The following is a 21,600-nucleotide window of genomic DNA, read 5'->3' on the forward strand; positions in this document are numbered from 1 at the left end:
CAAGAGGCCAGCGCCATGTTCAGCAAGCACGACCAGCTCCAGGGCTACGACGACGAACTGCTCGCCGCGATGGACGCCGAAGACCGGCGGCAGGAAGACCACATCGAACTGATCGCCTCGGAGAACTACGCCAGCAAGCGGGTCATGCAGGCGCAGGGCAGCGGCCTGACCAACAAGTATGCCGAGGGCTATCCGGGCAAGCGCTACTACGGCGGCTGCGAACACGTCGACAAGGTCGAGCGGCTGGCCATCGACCGCGCCAGGCAGCTGTTCGGCGCCGACTATGCCAACGTCCAGCCGCATTCCGGTTCCTCGGCCAACGCCGCGGTGTACCTGGCGCTGCTCAACGCCGGCGACACCATCCTCGGTATGAGCCTGGCCCACGGCGGCCATCTCACCCACGGCGCCAAGGTGTCCTCCTCCGGCAAGCTGTACAACGCCGTGCAGTACGGCCTGGACACCGCTACCGGGCTGATCGACTACGACGAAGTCGAGCGCCTGGCCGTGGAGCATAAGCCGAAGATGATCGTCGCCGGCTTCTCCGCCTACTCCAAGACCCTCGACTTCCCGCGCTTCCGCGCCATCGCCGACAAGGTCGGCGCGCTGCTGTTCGTCGACATGGCCCACGTTGCCGGGCTGGTCGCCGCCGGCCTCTACCCGAACCCGATCCCCTTCGCCGACGTAGTCACCACCACCACCCACAAGACCCTGCGCGGCCCGCGCGGGGGCCTGATCCTGGCGCGCGCCAACGAGGAGATCGAGAAGAAGCTCAACTCCGCGGTATTCCCCGGCGCCCAGGGCGGCCCGCTGATGCACGTGATCGCGGCCAAGGCGGTGTGCTTCAAGGAAGCGCTGGAGCCGGGCTTCAAGGACTACCAGGCGCAGGTGATCCGCAACGCCAAGGCGATGGCCGAGGTGTTCATCGGGCGCGGCTACGACGTGGTTTCCGGCGACACCGACAACCACCTGATGCTGATCAGCCTGGTGAAGCAGGGGCTGACCGGCAAGGCCGTCGACGCGGCGCTCGGAGCGGCGCACATCACGGTGAACAAGAACGCCGTGCCGAACGATCCACAGAGCCCGTTCGTCACCTCCGGCATCCGCATCGGCACCCCAGCGGTGACCACTCGCGGTTTCCGCGAGGGCGAGTGCCGCGAACTGGCTGGCTGGATCTGCGACATCCTCGACGATATCGACAATCCCGAGGTCGGCGAACGGGTCAGGGGCCAGGTCGGCGAATTCTGCCGGCACTTCCCGGTCTACGCTGATTGAACAGGAACGCCGCCGTGGTGGCGGCCAATCCGCAAGCGGAGACGAGCATGTCCCTGAGTGTCTTCGATCTGTTCAAGATCGGCATCGGGCCGTCCAGCTCCCACACCGTGGGGCCGATGCGTGCCGCCGCGCGCTTCGCCGAGGGGCTGAGGCGCGAGGGGTTGCTGGAGGCCACTGCCAGCGTCAAGGTCGAGCTGTACGGCTCGCTCGGCGCCACCGGCAAGGGCCACGGCAGCGACAAGGCGGTACTGCTCGGCCTGGAGGGCGAGCAGCCGGACACGGTGGATACCGCCGCGATTCCCGCCCGGCTCGATGCCATCCGTTCCAGCGGCGAGCTGCGCCTGCTCGGCGAGCGGCCGATCCGCTTCGTCGAGAAGGAACACCTGGCGCTGATCCGCAAGCCGCTGGCCTACCATCCCAACGGCATGATCTTCCGTGCCTTCGACGCCGCCGGCCTGCAGGTCCGCAGCCGCGAGTACTACTCGGTGGGCGGCGGTTTCGTGGTCGACGATGAGGCCGCCGGCCTCGACCGCATCGTCGAGGACCGCACGCCGCTGGCGTTCCCCTTCAAGACCGCGCGGCAACTGCTCGACCATTGCGTCCGCGAAGGCCTGTCGATCAGCCAGTTGATGGCCGAGAACGAGAAGGCCTGGCGCCCCGCCGAGGAAACCCGCGCCGGCCTGCTGCGTATCTGGCAGGTGATGCAGGATTGCGTCGAGGCCGGCTGCCGCAACGAGGGCATCATGCCCGGCGGACTGAAGGTCAGGCGCCGCGCGGCGGCGCTCCACCGCCAGTTGTGCCAGCGGCCGGAGGCCGGCCTGCGCGACGCCCTCAGCGTGCTCGACTGGGTCAACCTCTACGCCCTGGCGGTGAACGAGGAGAACGCCAGCGGCGGCCGCGTGGTGACCGCGCCGACCAACGGCGCGGCGGGGATCATTCCGGCGGTGCTGCATTACTACGCGCGCTTCATCCCCGGGGCCGACGACGATGGCGTGGTGCGCTTCCTGCTCACCGCCGCGGCGATCGGCATCCTCTACAAGGAAAACGCCTCGATCTCCGGCGCCGAGGTCGGTTGCCAGGGCGAGGTCGGGGTGGCCTGCTCGATGGCCGCCGGGGCGCTCTGCGAAGTGCTCGGCGGTAGTGTGCAGCAGGTCGAGAACGCCGCCGAGATCGGCATGGAGCACAACCTCGGGCTGACCTGCGACCCGGTCGGCGGGCTGGTCCAGGTGCCCTGCATCGAACGCAACGCGATGGCTTCGGTGAAGGCCATCAACGCGGCGCGCATGGCCCTGCGCGGCGACGGCCAGCACTTCATCTCTCTCGACAAGGTCATCCGCACCATGCGCCAGACCGGCGCCGACATGAAAAGCAAATACAAGGAAACCGCGCGCGGCGGCCTCGCCGTGAACATCATCGAATGCTGAACCGCGCCGCTGCGCCGGCGCTTCTTTTTTCTTTCCCGACAATCGATCGCGGCTCTCCGGCAGACAGGAGGCCGGGATGCCATGGAGTGAAACATGACCGCAGAAACCCTCGCCAAGACGCCCCTGCACGCCCTGCACCTGGAACTGGGGGCGAAGATGGTGCCCTTCGCCGGCTACGACATGCCGGTGCAGTACCCGGCCGGGGTGCTCAAGGAGCACCTGCACACCCGCGAGCAGGCCGGTCTGTTCGATGTCTCGCACATGGGCCAGATCCGCCTGGTGGGCGCCGATGCGGCGCTGGCCCTGGAAAGCCTGGTGCCGGTGGACATCCTCGACCTGCCGGTGGGCCAGCAGCGCTACGCGTTGTTCACCGACGAGCAGGGCGGGATCCTCGACGACCTGATGGTGGCCAACCTCGGCGATTGCCTGCTGCTGGTGGTCAACGCCGCCTGCAAGCACCAGGACCTGGCGCACCTGCGTCGTCACCTGGAGGGCCGTTGCAGCGTCGAGCCGCTGTTCGAGGAGCGTGCCTTGCTCGCCCTCCAGGGACCGGCGGCGGTGCGGGTGCTGGAGCGCCTGGCGCCGCAGGTGGCGCAGATGACCTTCATGCAGTTCGCCCGTGTCGAGCTGCTCGGCCAGGACTGCTACGTCAGCCGCTCCGGCTATACCGGTGAAGACGGCTACGAGATCTCCGTGCCCGCCGCCCATGCCGAGGCCCTGGCGCGGCGCCTGCTGGCCGAGCCGGAAGTGGCGCCGATCGGCCTCGGCGCGCGCGACTCGCTGCGCCTGGAAGCCGGCCTGTGCCTCTACGGCCACGACATGGACAGCGCCACCACGCCGGTCGAAGCCAGCCTCGGCTGGGCCATTTCCAAGGCGCGCCGCGCCGACGGCGTGCGCGCCGGCGGCTTCCCCGGCGCCGAGCGGATCTTTGCCCAGCAGGCGCAGGGCGTTGCCAGCAAGCGCGTCGGTTTCCTGCCGCAGGGGCGGATGCCGGTGCGCGAGGGCGCCGAGATCGTCGATGCCCAGGGCCGGGCGATCGGCAAGGTCAGCAGCGGCGGTTTCGGTCCGAGCCTCAACGCGCCGTTGGCCATGGGCTACGTGCCGAACGAACTGGCCGGCCTGGGCAGCGAGGTGACGGCGATGGTGCGCGGCAAGCCGGTGACCCTGGTGGTCAGCAAGATGCCCTTCGTGGCGCAGCGCTACTACCGCGGTTGAGCCCCTGGCCCTCTCTCGCTTCGGCGGGAGAGGGCGGCGACCGGCCTCACGGGTGTTTCGGCCGCTGCCGTTGCAGGCCCAGCTTCTTGGCCCGGTGGAATACCGCTGCGCGGGTCTTGCCGGTCTGCTGCGCGCACCATAGCGAACCGCGCTGCTGGTAGTGCTGGCGCAGCAGGTCTTCCTCGGACTTGCTCCAGATCGCATTGTTGCGGTCGCGCTGGCTGTGCGGAGAAAGCTCCTCGGCCTTGCTGGCGACACTCTGGTAGCTGCGGCCGAGCATGTAGGCGCACCAGGCCAGGCTGCGCTTGCTGCCGTGGCGGCGGATGAACTCGACCTCTTCGCTGGACCAGGCGGCCGGTGCCTTCGGCGGCGCCTTGCGGTCCAGCGAGCGGGCGAGGGCGGCGCGGGCGCGCGCCACCGCCTGGTCGCCGGGATTGTTGCGGCGGGTCACGCCGAGGGCGCGGCGCCAGCGTCCCACCAGACTCGGACTGAAACCCCACCAGAACTGCACCGACTCGGCGCATTCGGTACGTACCGCGCGCAGCAGGTCGCCGCAGAGAATCGGCGAAGGGCGGCCGCTGCGCTTGCGCGTCGGCCAGCGGAACAGGCCGTCGGTGAAGCCGCCGACTTCCACGGCGCCTTCCAGTTCGTCGACCAGCCAGTCACCGGGGATCACCAGTGGGCTGGTGTAGGGCGCGCCGAGCAGCAGGTGGTTGATGGTAGCGACAGAGGTAGGGGTGTCTGCAGTCATGGGACGATCCTTGCTGATACCGGGCCAGCTGGGCTGGCCATATCCCTGAGAGCGGCGTCGCTGCGGCGTGGCGGGCGACGGCGCGTTCGCTTCCCGTGGTTCGGGCGGTCTTCCGGCGGAGGGCGACTGCCTGTCGCGCCTCCTTGGGAATGGGTTGGAGGCCGTGCTCATGGACGGGCTCCACGATAGATGCGCCAGGCCAGCCGGCCGGGACGGGCGGCGATCGCCGCGCCCACCTCGATGCGCGGCAGGTCCAGCGGGTCGCAACGGGGATCCACCAGGCCATTGCGCGCGCCGAAGGCGAAGCGGTAGCCAAGCCGGCCGAGGGCGGCGCGCAGGCCGGGTTGCGCAGGCGTCGCGGCGAGCGTGGCGCGAGCTTGGCAGAACACCGGCAGAGGGGCGGCGCAATGCTGCTGGAGCTGGCGGTGGGCGCGGCCGAGACAGTCCTCGGCGCAAAGGCCTGTCGCTGGGTGCGGGTCCTGGCCGTGCAGGCCGAAGCGAACCAGGCCGCTGTTTTCCAGGCGGCGGACCCGTTCCCAATCTCCCGCGCCGTACGCCGCGGGGGCCGTGCAGGCCGCGCGCAAGGCCTGCTGCGAAGCCGGGTCGAGGCGTTCCAGCTTGCGCAGGAGGAGGTCGAGGCTACGGCTGCGACGCTGGTCGTCGCCGGTGCGTTCGAGCACCCGCATGAGCGCAGCGCCGCCGTAACGCTCCAGCAGTTCCAGCAATGGCTCGGCGGTAGCCGCATCGGCCTGCCAGAGGGTGTCGGCGACCGCTTCGCGCCAACTGCGCGGGTCGCCGCCGATGAAGGCGCTCGCTGGCATTTCGTAGCGCTCCAGCAGCGGGTAGACCAGCTCGGCCAGTTCCGCAGGGTTGCCGTCGACGCTCAGGGCGATCCGCAAGCAGGCTGGAGCGGGGCTCTCGAGCAGGTGTTCCAGGGGCACGCAGAGGAAGTGCCGCTGTAGCCACAGCAGCAGGGTCTCCAGGCCCTGGCGGTCGAGGCAGCGCCCTTGCCGGTGCGGCAGGGCCGCGCGCCGGCGATCCGCGACTACCCGTCCCAGGCGCAGCACGATGCCGTTCTGGCGCAGCCGGCGCTGGCCCACGGAGGAGTTCAGGAACGTCATCCCGATCAGGCTTCGCATGGCATCCCCCGGCTCATCGACGATCCGTCACCGGCGATGGTTCCGCGTGCGCGGCAGGGCTTTCGCCAGCCTGTCCGGACGCTGCGCCGTGAACTCCGGCCCCGGCGGTCGATTCGGTCATGGGCGAGCCTCCTGGGTAATCCGCACAAACGTTTGCTGCGGCCACGCCAACGCGTGGCTCGAACCGGGGCTTGGCGGGGACCCGGCGGGTGTTCGGTAAGGACTGCATGGCACCGGATAACGCTGCAAAGGATCGATGTGATTCTTTTTTGACGCTACCACAGTCGATAGTCGAATTATTGACGCTTTGCCGCTGTTATAAAACCGTCAGGCTATGCGAAAAGTCCTGCTGGCTACGCGTGGAGGCCCGGAGCGGCGTGCCTTTGAGGGGGAAGCGGGGGAGCCGGCAGGCCTATGCGGATTGGTTATAAGAAATCCGTTTCGAATGAAAATTGCCGACGAATGGTCGTTTGCGCGGATCTCCGGTGGTTTTTCCCGGCTGCTTAGAACCTTTCGGTTGGACGGGGGCTTGCCAAGTGGGTTGCCCCCAGTCTTTCGTCTTCCAGTCAAGAGCCTGGGGATGCAGACTGTTTTTCAAATCATGACAACTTCTTAACGCGCATTGTTATAAAGTTGCGGACGTTTGCGCCGGCCTGGCCGGCACCTTCGAGTTTTGCCTGGAGTGAAGATGAGAGTCGACCTGGACGCCGAGGGCGTCGCCGCCGAATCGCTGCCGCGTTTCCAGCAGGCGCCCCGGCAGTTGCGCCAGTTGTGGCGATGGGCAGCGGCCAGCGTCGCATTGGCCGCCGCCTGCGCCGTGCTGGGGTTCTTCATCGGCCTGTTCGCCGCCGACTCGCTCTGGCCGCCGCTGCTGTACAACCTCGGCGCGGCCTGGCTGGTTCTGTTCGCCGGTCTGCACGCGGCCTACCGGGTCGCGGCCTGGCGTTGCGTGGTCCTCGGCGCGGAGGCCAGCGCGCGGCCTGCCTGGCTGCGCTGGCAGCGGGGCGAACCCGACGCCGCCGCCGACAGCGCCTATGAACGGCTGCTGGAGCGCCTGGGCCAGGCCATCGCCCACGGCCTGGCCCAGCTCGGGCACGCTGCGCTGTGGCTGGCGGCGAGCGCGGCGCTGGCGTTGTGCCTGGTAGCCGCCGGCTGGCGTCTCGACCTGCCGCCGGCCAGTTCCGGGCAAGCGGCCGACCTCGCCATCGGGATCTGCCTGCTGCTGGCCTTCGCGGTGCTGGTGCTGGAACGTCGCTTCGCCAGCCAAGGGCCGGCGCAGTGGCCGGAAGCCCCGGCCCTCGGGCAACTGGCGCGGGCGCTGATCGGTACCCTGGTGCTGGCCGCCCTCTGTCTGTTCCTGGCTCGCCAGGGACACCCCTGGGCCCCGCGCCTGGCGGTACTGCTCGGCCTGTTGCCGGCGGCGCTGGCGTTGGAGTTGCTGGGCAGGGCGATCCTGGCGATGTTCGCGCCGCAGCGTGCCGGCCTCGAACCGCGCCTGGTCGCCACCAGCCTGCTGGCCGACCTGTTGCGCTGGCCGCCGCGTCCCCTGCAGCGTCTGCAGCATGAGTTGCACCAGCGCTTCGGCATCGACCTGCGCCAGGTCTGGGCCTTCGGTTTCATGCGGCGGGCGTTCCTGCCGGTGCTGGCGGTGGTGTCGCTGAGCGGCTGGCTGCTCAGCGGCGTACGCGAGATCGGCATGGATGCACGGGGCGTCTACGAGCGCTTCGGCAAGCCGGTCGCGGTGCTCGGCCCCGGCCTGCACCTGGGGCTGCCCTGGCCGCTGGGGCGGGTGTTGGCGGTGGAGAACGGGGTGGTCCACGAGTTGGCCACCAGCGTCGCCGCCGGCGACGGCGGAGCCGAGCCGCTCGCGCCCGCCGAAGGTCCGGCCCCGGATAGCGCCAACCGCTTGTGGGACGCCTCCCACGTCAGCGAGAAATCGCAGGTCATTGCCAGCCTGGCCGACCGCCGGCAGAGCTTCCAGATCGTCAACATGGACGTGCGCATCGTCTACCGCATCGCTCTCGACGACGCGGCGGCGCTGGCGGCGACCTACCGCAGCGCCGACGTGCCGACGCTGGTGCGCAGCACCGCCAGCCGCGTACTGGTGCATGCCTTCGCCTCGCGGACCCTCGATGAGGTCCTCGGCGAGCAGCGCGCGGGCCTGGCCGAGCAGATCGGCCAGGCCGTGCAGGCCGATCTCGACCGCCTCGGCAGCGGCGTCGAGGTACTGGGCGCGGCGGTCGAGGCGATCCATCCGCCGGCCGGTGCGGCGAACGCCTACCACGCGGTGCAGGCCGCGCAGATCACCGCCCAGGCGCTGATCGCCCGCGAGCGCGGGCAGGCTGCCGCGCAACGCAACGAGGCGCAACTACAGGCCAGCGTGGCGCACGACCGGGCCAGCGCGCAGGCCCGCGAGACCCTGGCCGCCGCGCAGGCCGCCGACCGGCGTTTCGCCGCCGAGCGGGAAGGCTATGCCGACGCCGGCCAGGCTTTCCTGCTGGAGGCCTACTACCGCCAGCTCGGGCTCGGCCTGGGCAAGGCCAACCTGCTGCTCATCGACCACCGCATCGCCGGCGCCGGCGCGCCGACCATCGACCTGCGCAGCTTCGGCCTCGGCCGCCTGGATTCCCCGTCTTCGTCCCGCCCGTCCGCCGCTCCGGCGTCCGCGGCCGGGCAATCCGCACCATGAGGAGAGCGCTCTTGAGCCTCGGTCACTCCCACTCGCACAGCCACCACGAGCATCATCACGATCACGATCACGATCACGATCACGATCACGGCCATGGCGCACAGGCCGCGCCGCCCTGGCGCCGGCTGCTGGTCGCCGCGCTGCTGGTGCTGTTCGCCGTCGCCGCCGCTTGCCTGGTGCAGGTGCGTTCCGGCGAGGCGATGGTCATCACCCGTTTCGGCAACCCGGCGCGGGTCCTGCTCGAACCGGGCCTGGCCTGGCGCCTGCCGTTGCCGTTCGAGAGCGCGATCCCGGTCGACCTGCGCCTGCGCACCACCTCCAGCGGCCTGCAGGACGTCGGCACCCGCGATGGCCTGCGGATCATCGTCCAGGCCTACGTGGCCTGGCAGGTACAGGGCGACGCCGACAACGTGCAGCGCTTCATGCGCGCGGTGCGCAACCAGCCGGACGAGGCTGCCCGGCAGTTGCGCACCTTCGTCGGCTCGGCGCTGGAAACCACCGCCAGCGCCTATGACCTGGCCGACCTGGTGAATACCGAGGCGTCGCGGGTGCGTATCGGCGACTTCGAAGCGCGCCTGCGCGAACAGATCGACAATCAGTTGCTGGCGACCTACGGGGTCAAGGTGGTGCAGGTCGGCATCGAGCGCCTGACCCTGCCCAAGGTGACCCTCGGCGCCACCGTCGACCGCATGCGCGCCGAGCGCGAGACCATCGCCACCGAGCGTACCGCCGAGGGCCGTCGCCAGGCCGCGGAGATCCGTTCGGCGGCGGAGCGCGACGCCCGGGTGATCCAGGCCGAGGCTTCGGTGAAAGCCGCGGAGATCGAGGCCCAGGCGCGGGTCGAGGCGGCGCGCATCTACGGCAAGGCCTACGCCGGTTCGCCGCAGCTGTACAACCTGCTGCGCTCGCTGGACACCCTCGGCACCATCGTCAACGGCGATACCCGCCTGGTCTTGCGCACCGATGCCGCACCGTTCCGCGTGCTGGTCGACGGGCCGCCGGCGCTCCCCGCCGAAGCGCCGGCCAACGGGCGCCGGCCATGAGCGACGAAGCGCACGAGGGGCTGCGCAGCCCCTGGCTGCAGGCCGGACGCCTGGCGTTCCTCGCACTGTTCGGCGTGACCCTCCTGGCGGCGCTGGCCTGGGTGTTTTCCAACGTCCGCCAGATCGGCCCGGAGAACCGCGCCGTAGTGCTGCGCCTGGGCGCGCTGGAGCGCCTGGCCGGTCCCGGCCTGCTGCTGGCCTGGCCGCAGCCGCTGGAGCAGGTGGTGCTGCTGCCGTCCGCCGAACAGGTGATCGAACGCCGCGTCGAGGGCCTGCTGCGCTCCGAGCAGGCGCGTCGCGCCGACCTCGACGTCAGCCTGTCCAGCGACGCGCTGGCCGGCTCCGGCTACCTGCTGACCGGCGACGCCGGGGTGGTGCAACTGGACGTGCGGGTGTTCTACAAGGTCGACGACCCGTACGACTACGTCCTCCAGGGCGCCCACGTGCTGCCGGCGCTGGACCGGCTGGTGGCGCGCAACGCCGTGCAGGTCTGCGCCGCGCGCGACCTGGACACCATCCTGGTGGCGCGCCCGGAGTTGCTCGGCAACGACAGCGCGGTCGCCGAGCGCCGCGAACGCCTGCGCGGCGACCTGGTGCAGGGCATCAACCACAGCCTGGCGGCGCTGGCCGCGGCCGGCAGCGGGCTGGGCATCCAGGTGGTGCGGGTCGACGTGCAGTCGAGCCTGCCGCGCAATGCGGTAAGCGCTTTCAACGCGGTGCTGACCGCCAGCCAACTGGCCGAGCAGAACGTCGCCAAGGCGCGCACCGAGGCGGAGAAACTCACTCAGGCCGCCACCGAGGGGGCCGACCGCACCCTGCAGGTCGCCCGCGCCGAGGCCGGCGAACGGCTGGCCCAGGCGCGCCGCGACACCGCCAGCATCGTTGGCCTGGCCCCGGCGCTGGGCGCGACCGATCCCGGCCTGCTCTGGCGCCTGTACCGCGAGCGGGTGCCGGCGATCCTCGGCAAGGCCGGTTCGGTCGGCAGCGTCGATCCGCGTGATGACGGCCGCCTGATTCTGCAAGGCGGGCAGCCATGAGCCGCTGCCCGACGGCGCCCTTCGCGGGCTGTGAAACAATGGACGGACAAGCGAACGTGAAACGGCTACCCTGCGTCGGCATCAACCTTCGGTACGCGCTTCCGCCAGCGGAACGCGGCGCCGAGTCGAACAACCAGGCGAACGGGACGGGCAATGACGGCAGGCGGTATTCCATTCACGGGCAACGGTGCGCGGCTATCACCGGGCAGGGCCCTGCTGTGCGGGCTGGCGCTGTTGCTGTGCGGCGGCGAGGCGCTGGCGCGGCAGTTGCCGAGCGACATGCTGGTGGGCTTCGTGGCCAGCGCGCAGTACCCGGTCATCACCCTGAAGAAGCCCAAGCAGAGCCTGCTGCGCAGCGTGCTTACCCTGGGGCTGGGGAAGAAGACCGTCAGCTATTCGGTGGCGCCGTCGGTGCGCATCCGCACGGCGCAGAACCTGTTCATCGTCTATGGCCGCATGCCCCAGCTCAAGGGCAGTTTCGTCGGCCTGAAGAGCGACAACAACGGGCAGGTCAAGCAGATCTGGGAACTCACCGAGAAGGAAGCCCTGGACTACGTACGCCGGCCGGACGCGCGCTTCCCGCAATAGCCGCCGCGGCTCGCCCCGGGAGGTGCGCATGAGCGAGCCGACCGCCCACGGCAGCCATGGCGGCTGCGCGCATCATCATCACCTGCCGTTCGGCGGCGGCCTGCTCAGCCGCGACGAGCAGCGCCGCGCCGCCCGCCAGCTGAGCCTGGCGATGCTCGCCCTTGGCCTGTTGCTGCTCGGCCTGGCCTGGCGCTGGCTGGCGGCGGACCAGGCCGGGGTCAGCCAGATCCTGCTCGGCGTCGCGTCGCTGCTGGTGGCGCTGCCGGTGGCCCGCTCGGCCTGGGACAGCCTGCGGCATCCGAGCCTGCACGGCGTCACCGACCAGTTGATCGCGCTGGCCATGCTCGGCGCCTGGGCCAGCGGCGACCTGCTGACCGCCGCGCTGCTGCCGATCATCATGATCTTCGGCCACGTGCTGGAGGAGCGCAGCGTGATCGGCTCCCAGGAGGCCATCGCCGCCCTCGGCGAACTGACCCGCAGCCATGCCCGGCGGATCGAGGCCGACGGCAGCCTGAGCGAGGTGGACAACGCCAGCCTGCGGGCGGGCGACCAGGTGGAAGTGCGCGCCGGCGACCGGGTTCCGGCCGACGGGCGGGTCCTGCAAGGCCAGGCCAGTCTCGACACCGCGCCGATCACCGGCGAGTCGGTGCCGCTCGAGGTGGCGCCGGGGATGGAGGTCTACGGCGGCGCGATCAACCTCGACGGCCTGCTGCGCATCGAGATAACCCGTACCGGCGAGGCCTCGACCCTGGGCAAGGTGATCGGCCTGATGCAGCAGGCCGAGCGCGCCAAGCCGCCGATCACCCGCCTGCTGGAGCGCTACGCCGGGCAGTACATGTTGCTGGTGTTGCTGATCGCCGCCGTCACCTGGTTCGTCACCAACGATGCCCAGGCCATGCTCGCCGTGCTGGTCGCCGCCTGTCCCTGCGCCCTGGTGCTGTCCGCCCCGGCCACGGCCATCGCCGGGATCGCCGTGGCCGCCCGTCATGGCATCCTGATCCGCAGCTCGGCCTTCCTCGAGGAGCTGGCGGACCTGACTTCGCTGGTGGTCGACAAGACCGGCACCCTGACCCACGGCAGCCTGCGTCTGCAGGCGCTGCGCCTGGCCGATGCCGCCGAGGAGGCGTCGGTGCTGCGCCTGGCCGCCAGCCTCGGCGCCGCCAGCAGCCATCCGGTGAGCCGAGCGCTGGCGGCCCTGGCGGCGCACGATGCCTATCATCCATTGAGCGATATCCGCGAACGCCAGGGGTTCGGCGTGGTCGCACGAACAGCGGCGGGCGAAGCCGCCCTCGGCCGGCCCGAGCTGTTCCAGCAACTGGGCATCGACGCCGGCGAGGTGCCGGCGCACGAGGGACCGATCGCCGGAATCGCCCTGGACGGGCGCTTCCTCGGCTGGCTGCTGCTGGCCGACAGCGTACGCGCGGAGGCCGCCGAGGCCCTGGCCGATCTGCGCGAACTGGGTCTGGGCCGGCAACTGCTGCTGACCGGTGATCGCCAGGCGGTGGCCGACGCCGTGGCCAAGCAGGTGGGGATTCGCCAGTTGGTGGCGCAGGCGTTGCCGGAGGACAAGTTGCGCCAGGTCGGCGCGGAGATCGGCAGCGGTTTCCGGCCGATGGTGGTCGGCGACGGCATCAACGATTCGCTGGCGCTGAAGGCCGGTGTGGTCGGGGTGGCAATGGGTGCCGGCGGCGCCGACATCGCCCTGGCCTCGGCGGATATCGTGCTGATCGGCAGCGACCTGCGCCGGCTCGGCACCTGCGTGCGGCTCAGCCGGCAATGCCGGCGGACCCTGCAGGTCAACGTGGCGATCGGCCTCGGCTGGACCCTGGCGATCGTCGCCGCGGCAGCCTTCGGCCTGCTCGGCGCGGCCGGGGCGATGGTCGCGGCGCTGCTGCACAACCTCAGCACCTTGCTGGTGCTGGGCAATGCCGGACGCCTGCTGCGTTTCGAGGAGCCCCTCGGGCAGCCCCGGCCGGCCGTGGAGGGACGCGAAGAGGAGGGTACACCGTGAGGCAGGCGCAAACGCGACGCAACGGCTGGCGCTGGCTGGCCCTGGCGGTCGGCACGCTGTCCGCGCTGAGCCTGGCCGAGGCGTCGATGGCGCGCTGGCCGGCAGGCTGGCAGGTCAGCGACCTGCCCGCCGCGCAGCCCGGCCAGGCCGGCGCCGGCCAGCGACAGCGCGCGGTCAAGTTGCAGGCAGACGGCTCCCAGGCACTGGTGATGGAAGTGACGCGGATGCCCCTGCAGAGCGGGCAGGCAGTGAACCTGGAGAAAGTCCTCGGGCACATGCGCAAGCTGGTGCAGATCGAGTTCCTGCGCAACGGCCTGCAGACCGCCTGCACCTCGCCGCAGCCGTCCACCACCGGCGGGCTGGCGGCGCTGGAGACCACCTGCACCATTCGCCAGCGCGGCGCCGTGGTGATGAAGCAGACCTTGCTCACCGCGGCCGGCAAGACCTCGGCCTATTCGCTGTCCTATGCCGGCCTGGCCGAGGCCTACGACGCCAGCCAGGCGGAAATCCGCGCGGTACGGGAAAGCCTGCGCTTCGAGTGAGCGAAATCGGACGCGGTCGGGGCGGGGCTGGAGTGTCGGCGGATACCGCCTGCGGCGCTATTCGCCCTACGGAGGGTTGCATTGGGGTAGGGCGGATAACCGCTTGCGGTTATCCGCCTTGCGTCTGTCGCGGATCATTTCTTCCCGGCGTTCTGCAGGATCTGCAGGGCCTGGGTGGTGGCGGTGATGCAGCCCTTGGTGTCGCCGCTGGCCTGGTCCTGCCTGGCCTTGGCCTGGAGTTCCTTGACCTCGGTGACCCGCGCACCGGTGACCGAGGTCTTGCCGCGCACGGCGAGGATATCGTCCAGCTTCTGCAGGTTGGCGCCGCACAGGTCGGTGCTTTCGGCGGCTTGGGCGGTACCGCCGAGCAGGGCGGCGGCGATGAGCAGGGTACGCACGATCATGGCAGTTCTCCTTTGTGGGCCGGGTGGCCGGACGGGGGAGAGACGACAGGCTCCTGGGAGTCTTCTCCGCATGCCCAGTATCTGACCGGAGCGTCGCCGGAATGGTTCGGTCGCTCAGCCGTTGCCCCAGGGCGGGATCGACAGCGCCTGCTGGAGATGCTGGATGAACGCCTTGACCTTCGGCGACATCGCCGCCGCCCGCGAATACATCGCGTAGATCACGTCGTCGAGTGGGCGCAGGCTGGGCGCGGCGTCCACCAGGCGGCCGTTCTTGAGGTCCTCGGCGACGATGAACAGCGGCAGCAACGCCAATCCCTGGCCGCGCAGGGCGGCGTCGCGCATGGCCTGGCCGTTGTTGCTGCTGAAGCGTCCGCGTGGCGAGACGGCGCGGGGCTTGGCACCGGGGAACGCCGGTTCGAAGGTCCAGACCTGGCTCGGCGTGGCGTTGTTGTAGCCCAGGCACTCGTGTTGCATCAGTTGTTCGAGGGTGTCCAGCGTGCCGTGGCGTTCCGCGTAGTCGGGGCTGCAGCAGACCACCCGCTGGCTGTTGGCCAGCGGCCGGGCGATCAGCGAACTGTCGTCCAGGCGGGTGACGCGGATGCTCAGGTCGTAGCCTTCCTTCTCGAAGTCGGTGAGGCGGTCGTCCATCTGCAGGACGATCTCCAGGCGCGGGTGCTGGCTCATGAAGTCGGCGATGATCGGCGACAGCCAGAGGGTGCCGAAGCTCATCGGGGTGACGATGCGCAATTCGCCGCACAGGTCGTTCTCGCGCAGGGCGACGATCTCCGCGGCGTTGTTGAGTTCCTGCAGCGAGGCCTTGGCGGCCTTGTAGAAGAAATGCCCGGCCTCGGTCGGCTCGACGTTGCGCGTGGTGCGATAAAGCAGGCGGACGCCGAGGCGTCGTTCGAGATCGCTGACGCGCTTGCTGATCACCGACTTGGACAGGCTCATGCGCTCGGCCGCCGACGTCACGCTGTTGAGTTCGGCGACGTTGAGGAAGGCTTCGATATCGTCGAAGCGCAGGCTCATCGGTGGGCCCACGATACAGTGGCAATCGCTCGACGCATTCTCGGCTCCTCCTGGTCGTTTTCCTTGGGCTTTCTATCCGCTTGATTCGCAAGCTAAATCGATCCAGCCCTGAGCAAGCTTACCCAATCGAAAGGCGCCGCAGCGTTCGTTCTCAGCGAAAACGGTTTTCGCCTGGACGCGCTACCGGGAAGGCCGCCGGGGCTTTTACCCTGTAGTCGCGACTCGTCGCTCCGTGGCCGACCGCACCTGCCCGCCCCCGTAGGCGGCCACGGATTTCCTTGCGCCTTCTAGACTGGAAGCGAACCCGCCGCATCAACCCCGAACGAGAAACCAGCATGTCGAGTCGCTTCATCGCCGCCTGGTCCGCGGCCAACCGTTGCCTGGAGGTGCGGGGCCGGGCATGGAAGGGCTGAAACTCTACGCCCGCTTGCTCTGGCGGCCGCCGCGGGAAACCCTGCTGTTCGCCCTGCGCACCGTCGCCGCCGGGCTGCTGACCCTCTACCTGGCCTTCCTCTTCGACCTGGAGCAGCCGAAGTGGGCGCTGATGACCGTGGTCATCGTCAGCCAGCCGCTGGCCGGGATGGCTCTCAAGCGCAGCTTCGCCCAGGTCGTCGGTACCTTCGCCGGCGCCGTGGTGGCGGTGCTGATCATGGCGCTGTTCGCCCAGCAACCGTTGCCGTTCTTCGTCGCCCTGGGACTCTGGCTGGCGCTCTGCACCGCCGGCGGCACCTTGCTGCGCTACACCGACTCGCACGCCTTCGTGCTCAGCGGTTTCACCGCGGTGATCGTCGCCGTGCTGTCGATTCCCGATCCGGAAAACACCTTCATGCTCGCCGTGGTGCGGCTCACCGAGACCCTGCTGGGCGTCGCCTGCGTGGCCCTGGTCAGCCTGCTCAGCGCGCGTCCGCAGGCGGTGGCGAAGGGCTACTTCGCCCAGGTCGACGGCCTGATCCGCAGTACCGCGCGGCACGCCGCGGCGGTGATCCGCGGCGACGAGGGCGACGAGTCATTCAACCAGCGGCAGATGCAACTGGTCGCCAGCATCACCGCGCTGGACGGCCTGCGCCGGCACCTCTATTTCGACGCGCCGAACCTGCGCCGCGCCGATGGCCTGGTGCAGTTGCTGGGCAACCTGCTGGTGCTGATGGCCTCGCGGCTGTTGCTGCTGCGCCAGCATCGCCTGCTGGTGCGGGCGCACTGGGTCGGGCCGTTGCCGGCGGATATCCAGGCGCTGCTGGATCGTGCGCTGCGGGTGCTGGACGCGCTGGCCGAGCAGGGGCGGGCGGTACCCTCCGAGGTGCTGGAGGAGTTCCAGGCGGTGCGCCAGGCCTTCGATGCCGCGGCGACGCGCGCGGAGTCCTACGACGAGGCGCTGAGCCCGGCGCTGCGCCCGCAGGTGGCGATCCTGCGCTGGGAATACGCGCGGCTGTTCCAGCGCCTGGGCGAAGTGCTCGAACTCAACGATGCGATCCAGTCCGGCCGCCAGGCCAGCAGTTTCTACCGCCGTGGCCAGGCGCAGGCGCTGCACCTGGACTGGGCGCTGGCCTCGATGAATGCCGTGCGCGCTTTCGTCGCCTTGTCCTGCGCAGCCTGGCTGTGGATCACCAGCGCCTGGAACGGCGCCCTCAGCAGCCTGCTGCTGGTCGGGGTGATGTGCTCGCTGATGGCGACCTTCCCGCGTCCGCTGCTGGCGGCGCAGAACTTCCTGCGCGGGCTGCTGCTGGCGATCCTGATCTCGGCGGCGTTGCTGTTCGTGCTGTTGCCGGCATCCGCCGACTTCGAGTGGCTGGCGCTGTGGATGGCGTTGCTGCTGTACGTGGTCGCGGTCGGCCTGAGCAGCCCGCTGAGCGCCGGGATCGCCATGGGCATCGGCCTGGAGACCCTGCTGATGGTGGCGCCGCAGAATATCGCGGTCTACTACAGCAACGCTTCGCAGTGGTTCGAGTTCGTCGGCGGCTTCCTCGCCGCGGCGGTCCTCGCCGTGCTGGTGTTCGCCCTGGTCTATCCGTTCCGCGCCGACCCGCGCCTGCGCCGGCTGCTCTACCTGTCGCGCCAGGACGTCGCGGAAATGTCGCGCTGCGAGGCCAGCGAGGCGCAGCGCTTCGCCTTCGAGACGCGGATGATCGATCGCCTGGCGGTGATGGTCGGCCTGCTGCCGGCGAGCCAGGAGCCGGCTTCGGCGGAACGTTTCCAGTGCGCCCTGGGCTGCGTGGTGATGGGCGTGGCGTTGAACCGCCTGCGCGAGCCGCTGCATGACGCCGGGGTGGTGCCGCTGGAGTTGCAGCCGCTGCTGGGCGAGGCGCTGCGCGAGGTCGCCGCCTACATAGCAGGCGGCGCGGACGCCCCGCGGCAGGACCTCGCCCTGGCCGCCCTGCGGCGTTTCGGCCGGGGCCTGGAGGCCTTGCTGGCGCAGCCGTCGAAGGACCTCGGGGCGACGCGGCAGCGCTTCATCATGAATGTCGCGGTACTGATCCTGCAGCAGTCGCTGCAACGCTATCGGACGCTGCTGGAGGAGGACCGCGGCGCACCGGCGGTCGTCGAAGAACCAGAAGAGGAGGGCGGACATGCCCGCTGATGTCGAGATCGGGGGCGCCTACCTGCCGCCGATCGCCCAGGCGCTGCTGCTGGCCTGGCTGATCCTGCTGCTGCTCAACCCGCTGTTGCGGCGCTTCGGCGTGTTGCAGCGGGTCTGGCACGAAGCGCTGTTCCAGGGCGCGTTGTACTGCGCGATCTGCGCCGGTCTGATCCTGTGGATGGGGGAGATGTCCCGATGAACCTGTTGCAAGGCAAATGGCCGCGCCTGGCCACCCTGCTGGCGGTGCTGGTGGCGGCGGCGCTGGTGTTCCTCGCCTGGGAACGCTACACCCGCACGCCGTGGACCCGTGACGCGCGGGTCCGCGCCGATGTGGTGACGCTGTCGGCGGACGTTTCCGGGCTGATCACCCGGTTGCCGCTGAGCGACAACCAGCCCGTGGAGAAGGGCGAGCTGCTGCTCAGCATCGATCCGGCGCGCTATGAACTGGCGGTGCTGCGCGCCGAGCGCGCGGTGAACGTGGCGCGGGCGGCGCTGGGCGAGTCGCGCGCGGCGATCGAGGCCAGCCAGGCCCAGTTGCGCCAGCGCCGCAGCGAGGCGCAGCGGCGCTCGGCATTGCAGAAGCGCTCGATGCTATCGGTGGAAGAGAACGAAAAGGCCCAGACCGACGTCAGCCTGGCCCAGGCCGAGTTGCTGAGGAACCAGGCCAGCCTCGGCCTGGCCCAGGCCAACGTGGAGCTTGCCGAAGCCGCCTTGCAGCAGGCCCGTCTCGACCTCGAACGTACCCAGGTACGCGCCCCGGTCAGCGGCTACGTGACCAACCTGCAGACCCGCGAAGGCGACTACGCCCACGCCGGGGTGCCATTGCTGGCGCTGGTGGACCGCGATTCGTTCTATGTCAGCGGATACTTCGAGGAGACCAAGTTGCCGGGCATCCGCGTCGGCAGCCGGGCGCGGGTGGAACTGATGAGCGGCGAGCGCTTCGACGGGCGCGTGCAGAGCATCGCCCATGCCATCACTGACCGGGAGAATGCCGAGGGCTCGCGCCTGCTGGCGAACATCAACCCGAGCTATACCTGGGTCAAGCTGGCCCAGCGAATTCCGGTGCGCATCGCCATCGATCCCGCCTATCGCCAGCGCAACACCTTGCGCGCCGGCGTGACCGCGACCATCCGGGTGCTGCCCGCGGAGGACACCGCGAAAGTCGATTCCGCGGCGCCCGGGACTGCCTTGCGGCCTTGAGTCAGGCCGAACCGGTCAGTCTGTGCCGGTCATGGCTCAGGGTTGTTCGCGGACGATTTCCGCCAGTTGCAGGATCAATCGCTCGTCAGCCTGGTTGCCGCTCTGCTGGCGGAATTGCCTGGCCTCCTCGCGGGCGCGCTGGAAGGCCGCATCGACGCTAGCCTGGCCATGGCTGTCGCGAATCCACAGGTAGAGGCCCATGACCAGGCTCTGCAGGGTGGCCAGGTCGCTGCTCTGGGCGTTCAGCGCATCGATGAGTTGCTGTTTGGAAAACGCTTGCATGGTTGATCTCCGATCAATGGCGCCGCAAGGGCGCGGTTCGCCCCGGCGGTCGCCGGGGTGCGCGGAGCATGTGGAAAGTGCGGAGAGGCTGGCCAGCTTAGGCCAAGTCATTCAAATGATTAGGGAATTTTCTGACTTTCAGTGACCTTTCGACTGTTTTCGACGGCGAGCGATCGCTACGTTTTCATCGAACCGTCACCAAAACGTCATGAAGACGCGCCTAGCATTCGCGGTATTTCGGCATGACGTGGAGAGCAGCGCATGGACTCCTATGGCGATACCTCGGGCCGCATCGGTCGCGACTGGCTCGATCGACACGACGAAGAACTGGAGCAGGAACTGCTCGACGACGAGCTGAACCTGGACGAGCTGTTCGGTCCCGAGCAGGAGGATGCGCCCGGCGAATTGAGTCGGCGCCGCTATTTCCGCGAACTGTTCCGCCTGCAACGGGAACTGGTGAAACTGCAGAACTGGGTGGTGCACACCGGGCACAAGGTGGTGATTCTCTTCGAGGGGCGCGACGCGGCGGGCAAGGGCGGCGTGATCAAGCGCATCACCCAGCGCCTCAACCCGCGGGTCTGCCGGGTCGCCGCGCTGCCCGCGCCGAACGACCGCGAGCAGACCCAGTGGTATTTCCAGCGCTACGTCTCGCACCTGCCGGCCGGCGGCGAGATCGTCCTGTTCGACCGCAGCTGGTACAACCGCGCCGGGGTCGAGCGGGTCATGGGTTTCTGCAACGACGAACAATACGAGGAATTCTTCCGCAGCGTGCCGGAGTTCGAAAAGATGCTGGCGCGCTCGGGCATCCAGTTGCTCAAGTACTGGTTCTCCATCTCCGACGCCGAGCAGCACCTGCGCTTCCTCAGCCGTATCCACGATCCGCTCAAGCAGTGGAAGCTCAGCCCGATGGACCTGGAGTCGCGGCGGCGCTGGGAGGCCTACACCAAGGCCAAGGAAACCATGCTCGAACGCACCCACATCCCCGAGGCGCCCTGGTGGGTGGTACAGGCCGATGACAAGAAGCGCGCGCGGCTGAACTGCATCCACCACCTGTTGCAGCAGATGCCCTACCGGGAAGTTCCGCAGCCGCCGGTACACCTGCCGGAGCGCCTGCGCCACGCCGACTACGTCAGGCATCCGACGCCCGGCGAGATCATCGTGCCGGAAGTCTATTGAGCCAGTAGGCGCCGCGTACTTCGCTCACTCGGGTTCTTCCTTGTTCCTCCGGCCGCGCCTGTGGATGACGCTGGCGCCTCGACCGCGCGCGTTGCCGCCTGGCTCGCGCGAGCGCTTAAATTTCCTCCTTCACATGACGTTCCTCTGAGAACAACTCCGTGTCTCGAGTCCGATCATGCCCCTGTTGAATTCCCTGACTGTATTGCCGTTGCCTGGCGGGCAGCGTTTGAGTGGCGACGAAACCGATAGCCGGCTCAGCCTTGCCCTGGATGGTGCGTTGCTGTTGCGCCTGCGCCTGGAGCGCACAGACACGGAAATACGGCTGGCGGTGGAGGAGCTTCCCGGCGGCGATGCCGAGCATGCGTTGTGGGCCGCCAGCTACTGGCTGTTCGCCCGCGATCCGGATTGCCAGCGGCTCGTCTGGTCGCTGTCCTGGGAGCCCGAAGAGTCCCTGGCGAAGGGGATGCTGACAGGAGCCGCCGCAGCGGGCACCTATGTCTGCGAGAGGGGCCGGTTCTGGCAGTTGCCATGGCCCTGGCTGCCGCTTGCCCAGCCGTGCTATCCCCAGTCGATGCAACTTACCGATGGAAAGCGTCATCCACTGCGCCGGCCGAAGCCCAGGGGAGAGGTCTATCGGCGCTTCGATGCGCGATTGGGGTGCTGGATATCCTTGCGTACCTTGGACATCGAGAGGGACCTGGAACGTTTTCATCGCTGGCAGAACTCGCCCAGGGTGGCGGAGTTCTGGCAGGAAGATGGAAGCCTGGAACAACATCGCGAGCGTTTGCGCCAGCTCGAAGCGGATCCTCATGCACTGGGGCTCATCGGCTGTTTCGACGATGAGCCCTTCGCCTATTTCGAGGCCTACTGGGCGAAGGAGGATCGCATCGCGCCGTTCTACGCGGCCGAAGACTACGACCGCGGGATCCACATGCTGGTCGGCGAGGAGGCCCACCGGGGGCCGCACAAGGTCGCCTGCTGGCTATCGGCACTGGTCCACTACCTGTTTCTCGACGACCCGCGCTCGCAGCGAGTGGTGGCGGAACCGCGCGCGGATAACGCGCGGATGATCGGTCACATGCACAACCTGTGCTTCCACTGCGAGAAGGAGTTCGACTTTCCGCACAAGCGGGCGGCACTGATGATCATCGGCCGCGAACGGTTCTTCGAGCGCTGTCGCCTGGCCTGACGGGGCGGGAAGAAGCTCGAGGCGTCCGGCGGAC

At 69.1% G+C, this 21,600-nt stretch carries 19 protein-coding genes; 14 read left to right on the plus strand and 5 right to left on the minus strand.

Annotation, left to right across the window (positions count from 1 at the left end; translation table 11 throughout):
- The first annotated feature begins 15 nt into the window (after positions 1-15).
- From glyA to gcvT, 3 genes are all read left to right on the plus strand, one after another.
- Entirely contained in the window at positions 16-1,272 is a 1,257-nt protein-coding gene (gene glyA, locus VQ067_RS13670; RefSeq protein WP_034019443.1) for a serine hydroxymethyltransferase, read from the plus strand.
- Positions 1,273-1,319: 47 nt separating this feature from the next.
- Positions 1,320-2,696, plus strand: coding sequence for an L-serine ammonia-lyase (locus VQ067_RS13675; protein ID WP_003112071.1), 1,377 nt, complete (start codon positions 1,320-1,322; stop codon positions 2,694-2,696).
- Between the two features lie 93 nt (positions 2,697-2,789).
- Positions 2,790-3,911 (plus strand): glycine cleavage system aminomethyltransferase GcvT, encoded by a 1,122-nt coding sequence (gcvT, locus tag VQ067_RS13680; RefSeq protein WP_003136335.1) that lies wholly within the window; start codon positions 2,790-2,792, stop codon positions 3,909-3,911.
- A 46-nt stretch (positions 3,912-3,957) separates the two neighbouring features.
- Here gcvT and VQ067_RS13685 read toward each other — a convergent pair whose 3' ends face one another.
- Positions 3,958-4,833 (minus strand): hypothetical protein, encoded by an 876-nt coding sequence (locus VQ067_RS13685; protein WP_003136336.1) that lies wholly within the window; start codon positions 4,831-4,833, stop codon positions 3,958-3,960.
- Positions 4,830-5,801 carry a polysaccharide deacetylase family protein gene (locus VQ067_RS13690; RefSeq protein ID WP_009316188.1) on the minus strand — a complete coding sequence of 324 codons (972 nt, stop codon included), beginning with the start codon at positions 5,799-5,801 and terminating at the stop codon, positions 4,830-4,832. Before VQ067_RS13690 ends, VQ067_RS13685 begins: the two co-directional genes overlap by 4 nt.
- Before the next feature lie 688 nt (positions 5,802-6,489).
- On the opposite strand from VQ067_RS13690, the gene hflK (VQ067_RS13695) reads away from it, so the two are divergent.
- The 6 genes from hflK (VQ067_RS13695) to VQ067_RS13720 all read left to right on the plus strand — a co-directional run bounded on the left by hflK (VQ067_RS13695) (position 6,490) and on the right by VQ067_RS13720 (position 13,711).
- Positions 6,490-8,490 (plus strand): protease modulator HflK, encoded by a 2,001-nt coding sequence (gene hflK / locus VQ067_RS13695; protein WP_003136341.1) that lies wholly within the window; start codon positions 6,490-6,492, stop codon positions 8,488-8,490.
- Between the two features lie 11 nt (positions 8,491-8,501).
- Positions 8,502-9,533 (plus strand): protease modulator HflC, encoded by a 1,032-nt coding sequence (gene hflC / locus VQ067_RS13700; protein WP_009316187.1) that lies wholly within the window; start codon positions 8,502-8,504, stop codon positions 9,531-9,533.
- Positions 9,530-10,570 carry a protease modulator HflK gene (gene hflK, locus VQ067_RS13705; RefSeq protein ID WP_003139212.1) on the plus strand — a complete coding sequence of 347 codons (1,041 nt, stop codon included), beginning with the start codon at positions 9,530-9,532 and terminating at the stop codon, positions 10,568-10,570. Before hflC ends, hflK (VQ067_RS13705) begins: the two co-directional genes overlap by 4 nt.
- A gap of 153 nt (positions 10,571-10,723) precedes the next feature.
- Positions 10,724-11,158: a hypothetical protein gene (locus VQ067_RS13710; RefSeq protein ID WP_003089693.1), complete on the plus strand. Its 435-nt coding sequence runs from the start codon at positions 10,724-10,726 to the stop codon at positions 11,156-11,158.
- A 28-nt stretch (positions 11,159-11,186) separates the two neighbouring features.
- Positions 11,187-13,169 carry a cation-translocating P-type ATPase gene (locus VQ067_RS13715; RefSeq protein ID WP_009877739.1) on the plus strand — a complete coding sequence of 661 codons (1,983 nt, stop codon included), beginning with the start codon at positions 11,187-11,189 and terminating at the stop codon, positions 13,167-13,169.
- A complete protein-coding gene (locus VQ067_RS13720; protein ID WP_003116899.1) occupies positions 13,166-13,711 on the plus strand; it encodes a DUF4946 domain-containing protein in 546 nt (181 codons plus the stop codon). Before VQ067_RS13715 ends, VQ067_RS13720 begins: the two co-directional genes overlap by 4 nt.
- 134 nt (positions 13,712-13,845) lie before the next feature.
- On the opposite strand, the gene VQ067_RS13725 is transcribed toward VQ067_RS13720, so the two are convergent.
- The gene (locus tag VQ067_RS13725; RefSeq protein ID WP_003089681.1) at positions 13,846-14,115 is read right to left on the minus strand and encodes a hypothetical protein; all 270 of its coding nucleotides are present in this window, start codon (positions 14,113-14,115) and stop codon (positions 13,846-13,848) included.
- A gap of 114 nt (positions 14,116-14,229) precedes the next feature.
- Positions 14,230-15,144, minus strand: coding sequence for a LysR family transcriptional regulator (locus VQ067_RS13730; RefSeq protein ID WP_003136351.1), 915 nt, complete (start codon positions 15,142-15,144; stop codon positions 14,230-14,232).
- 400 nt (positions 15,145-15,544) lie between these two features.
- On the opposite strand from VQ067_RS13730, the gene VQ067_RS13735 reads away from it, so the two are divergent.
- Genes VQ067_RS13735 through VQ067_RS13745 form a run of 3 tightly spaced genes read left to right on the plus strand, consistent with a single transcriptional unit; the run spans position 15,545 to position 18,919 of the window.
- Entirely contained in the window at positions 15,545-17,719 is a 2,175-nt protein-coding gene (locus VQ067_RS13735) for an FUSC family protein (RefSeq protein ID WP_003102970.1), read from the plus strand.
- The gene (locus VQ067_RS13740; protein ID WP_003102972.1) at positions 17,709-17,918 is read left to right on the plus strand and encodes a DUF1656 domain-containing protein; all 210 of its coding nucleotides are present in this window, start codon (positions 17,709-17,711) and stop codon (positions 17,916-17,918) included. The genes VQ067_RS13735 and VQ067_RS13740 overlap by 11 nt, the downstream gene beginning before the upstream one ends.
- Positions 17,915-18,919, plus strand: a complete 1,005-nt coding sequence (locus tag VQ067_RS13745; RefSeq protein WP_003116902.1) for an HlyD family efflux transporter periplasmic adaptor subunit — start codon at positions 17,915-17,917, stop codon at positions 18,917-18,919. Before VQ067_RS13740 ends, VQ067_RS13745 begins: the two co-directional genes overlap by 4 nt.
- 36 nt (positions 18,920-18,955) lie before the next feature.
- Here VQ067_RS13745 and VQ067_RS13750 read toward each other — a convergent pair whose 3' ends face one another.
- The gene (locus VQ067_RS13750) at positions 18,956-19,201 is read right to left on the minus strand and encodes a hypothetical protein (RefSeq protein WP_003089668.1); all 246 of its coding nucleotides are present in this window, start codon (positions 19,199-19,201) and stop codon (positions 18,956-18,958) included.
- A 261-nt stretch (positions 19,202-19,462) separates the two neighbouring features.
- Here VQ067_RS13750 and ppk2 point away from each other — a divergent pair, with 261 nt between their 5' ends.
- Entirely contained in the window at positions 19,463-20,377 is a 915-nt protein-coding gene (gene ppk2 / locus VQ067_RS13755) for a polyphosphate kinase 2 (protein ID WP_003089666.1), read from the plus strand.
- Between the two features lie 175 nt (positions 20,378-20,552).
- Positions 20,553-21,566, plus strand: coding sequence for a GNAT family N-acetyltransferase (locus VQ067_RS13760; RefSeq protein ID WP_003136357.1), 1,014 nt, complete (start codon positions 20,553-20,555; stop codon positions 21,564-21,566).
- The last annotated feature ends 34 nt before the right edge of the window (positions 21,567-21,600 follow it).

It is taken from the genome of Pseudomonas sp. KBN12P06040 (genome assembly GCF_037574965.1).
Taxonomy (GTDB): Bacteria; Pseudomonadota; Gammaproteobacteria; order Pseudomonadales; family Pseudomonadaceae; genus Pseudomonas; species Pseudomonas aeruginosa.

Bases quoted from the DNA above. Each gene is read 5' to 3' on its own strand.
- glyA (WP_034019443.1), top strand. From the start codon at position 16: ATGTTCAGCAAGCACGACCAGCTCCAGGGCTACGACGACGAACTGCTC.
- VQ067_RS13675 (WP_003112071.1), top strand. From the start codon at position 1,320: ATGTCCCTGAGTGTCTTCGATCTGTTCAAGATCGGCATCGGGCCGTCC.
- gcvT (WP_003136335.1), top strand. From the start codon at position 2,790: ATGACCGCAGAAACCCTCGCCAAGACGCCCCTGCACGCCCTGCACCTG.
- VQ067_RS13685 (WP_003136336.1), bottom strand. From the start codon at position 4,833: ATGAGCACGGCCTCCAACCCATTCCCAAGGAGGCGCGACAGGCAGTCG.
- VQ067_RS13690 (WP_009316188.1), bottom strand. From the start codon at position 5,801: ATGCGAAGCCTGATCGGGATGACGTTCCTGAACTCCTCCGTGGGCCAG.
- hflK (WP_003136341.1), top strand. From the start codon at position 6,490: ATGAGAGTCGACCTGGACGCCGAGGGCGTCGCCGCCGAATCGCTGCCG.
- hflK (WP_003139212.1), top strand. From the start codon at position 9,530: ATGAGCGACGAAGCGCACGAGGGGCTGCGCAGCCCCTGGCTGCAGGCC.
- VQ067_RS13710 (WP_003089693.1), top strand. From the start codon at position 10,724: ATGACGGCAGGCGGTATTCCATTCACGGGCAACGGTGCGCGGCTATCA.
- VQ067_RS13715 (WP_009877739.1), top strand. From the start codon at position 11,187: ATGAGCGAGCCGACCGCCCACGGCAGCCATGGCGGCTGCGCGCATCAT.
- VQ067_RS13725 (WP_003089681.1), bottom strand. From the start codon at position 14,115: ATGATCGTGCGTACCCTGCTCATCGCCGCCGCCCTGCTCGGCGGTACC.
- VQ067_RS13730 (WP_003136351.1), bottom strand. From the start codon at position 15,144: ATGAGCCTGCGCTTCGACGATATCGAAGCCTTCCTCAACGTCGCCGAA.
- VQ067_RS13735 (WP_003102970.1), top strand. From the start codon at position 15,545: ATGGAAGGGCTGAAACTCTACGCCCGCTTGCTCTGGCGGCCGCCGCGG.
- VQ067_RS13740 (WP_003102972.1), top strand. From the start codon at position 17,709: ATGCCCGCTGATGTCGAGATCGGGGGCGCCTACCTGCCGCCGATCGCC.
- VQ067_RS13745 (WP_003116902.1), top strand. From the start codon at position 17,915: ATGAACCTGTTGCAAGGCAAATGGCCGCGCCTGGCCACCCTGCTGGCG.
- VQ067_RS13750 (WP_003089668.1), bottom strand. From the start codon at position 19,201: ATGCAAGCGTTTTCCAAACAGCAACTCATCGATGCGCTGAACGCCCAG.
- ppk2 (WP_003089666.1), top strand. From the start codon at position 19,463: ATGGACTCCTATGGCGATACCTCGGGCCGCATCGGTCGCGACTGGCTC.
- VQ067_RS13760 (WP_003136357.1), top strand. From the start codon at position 20,553: ATGCCCCTGTTGAATTCCCTGACTGTATTGCCGTTGCCTGGCGGGCAG.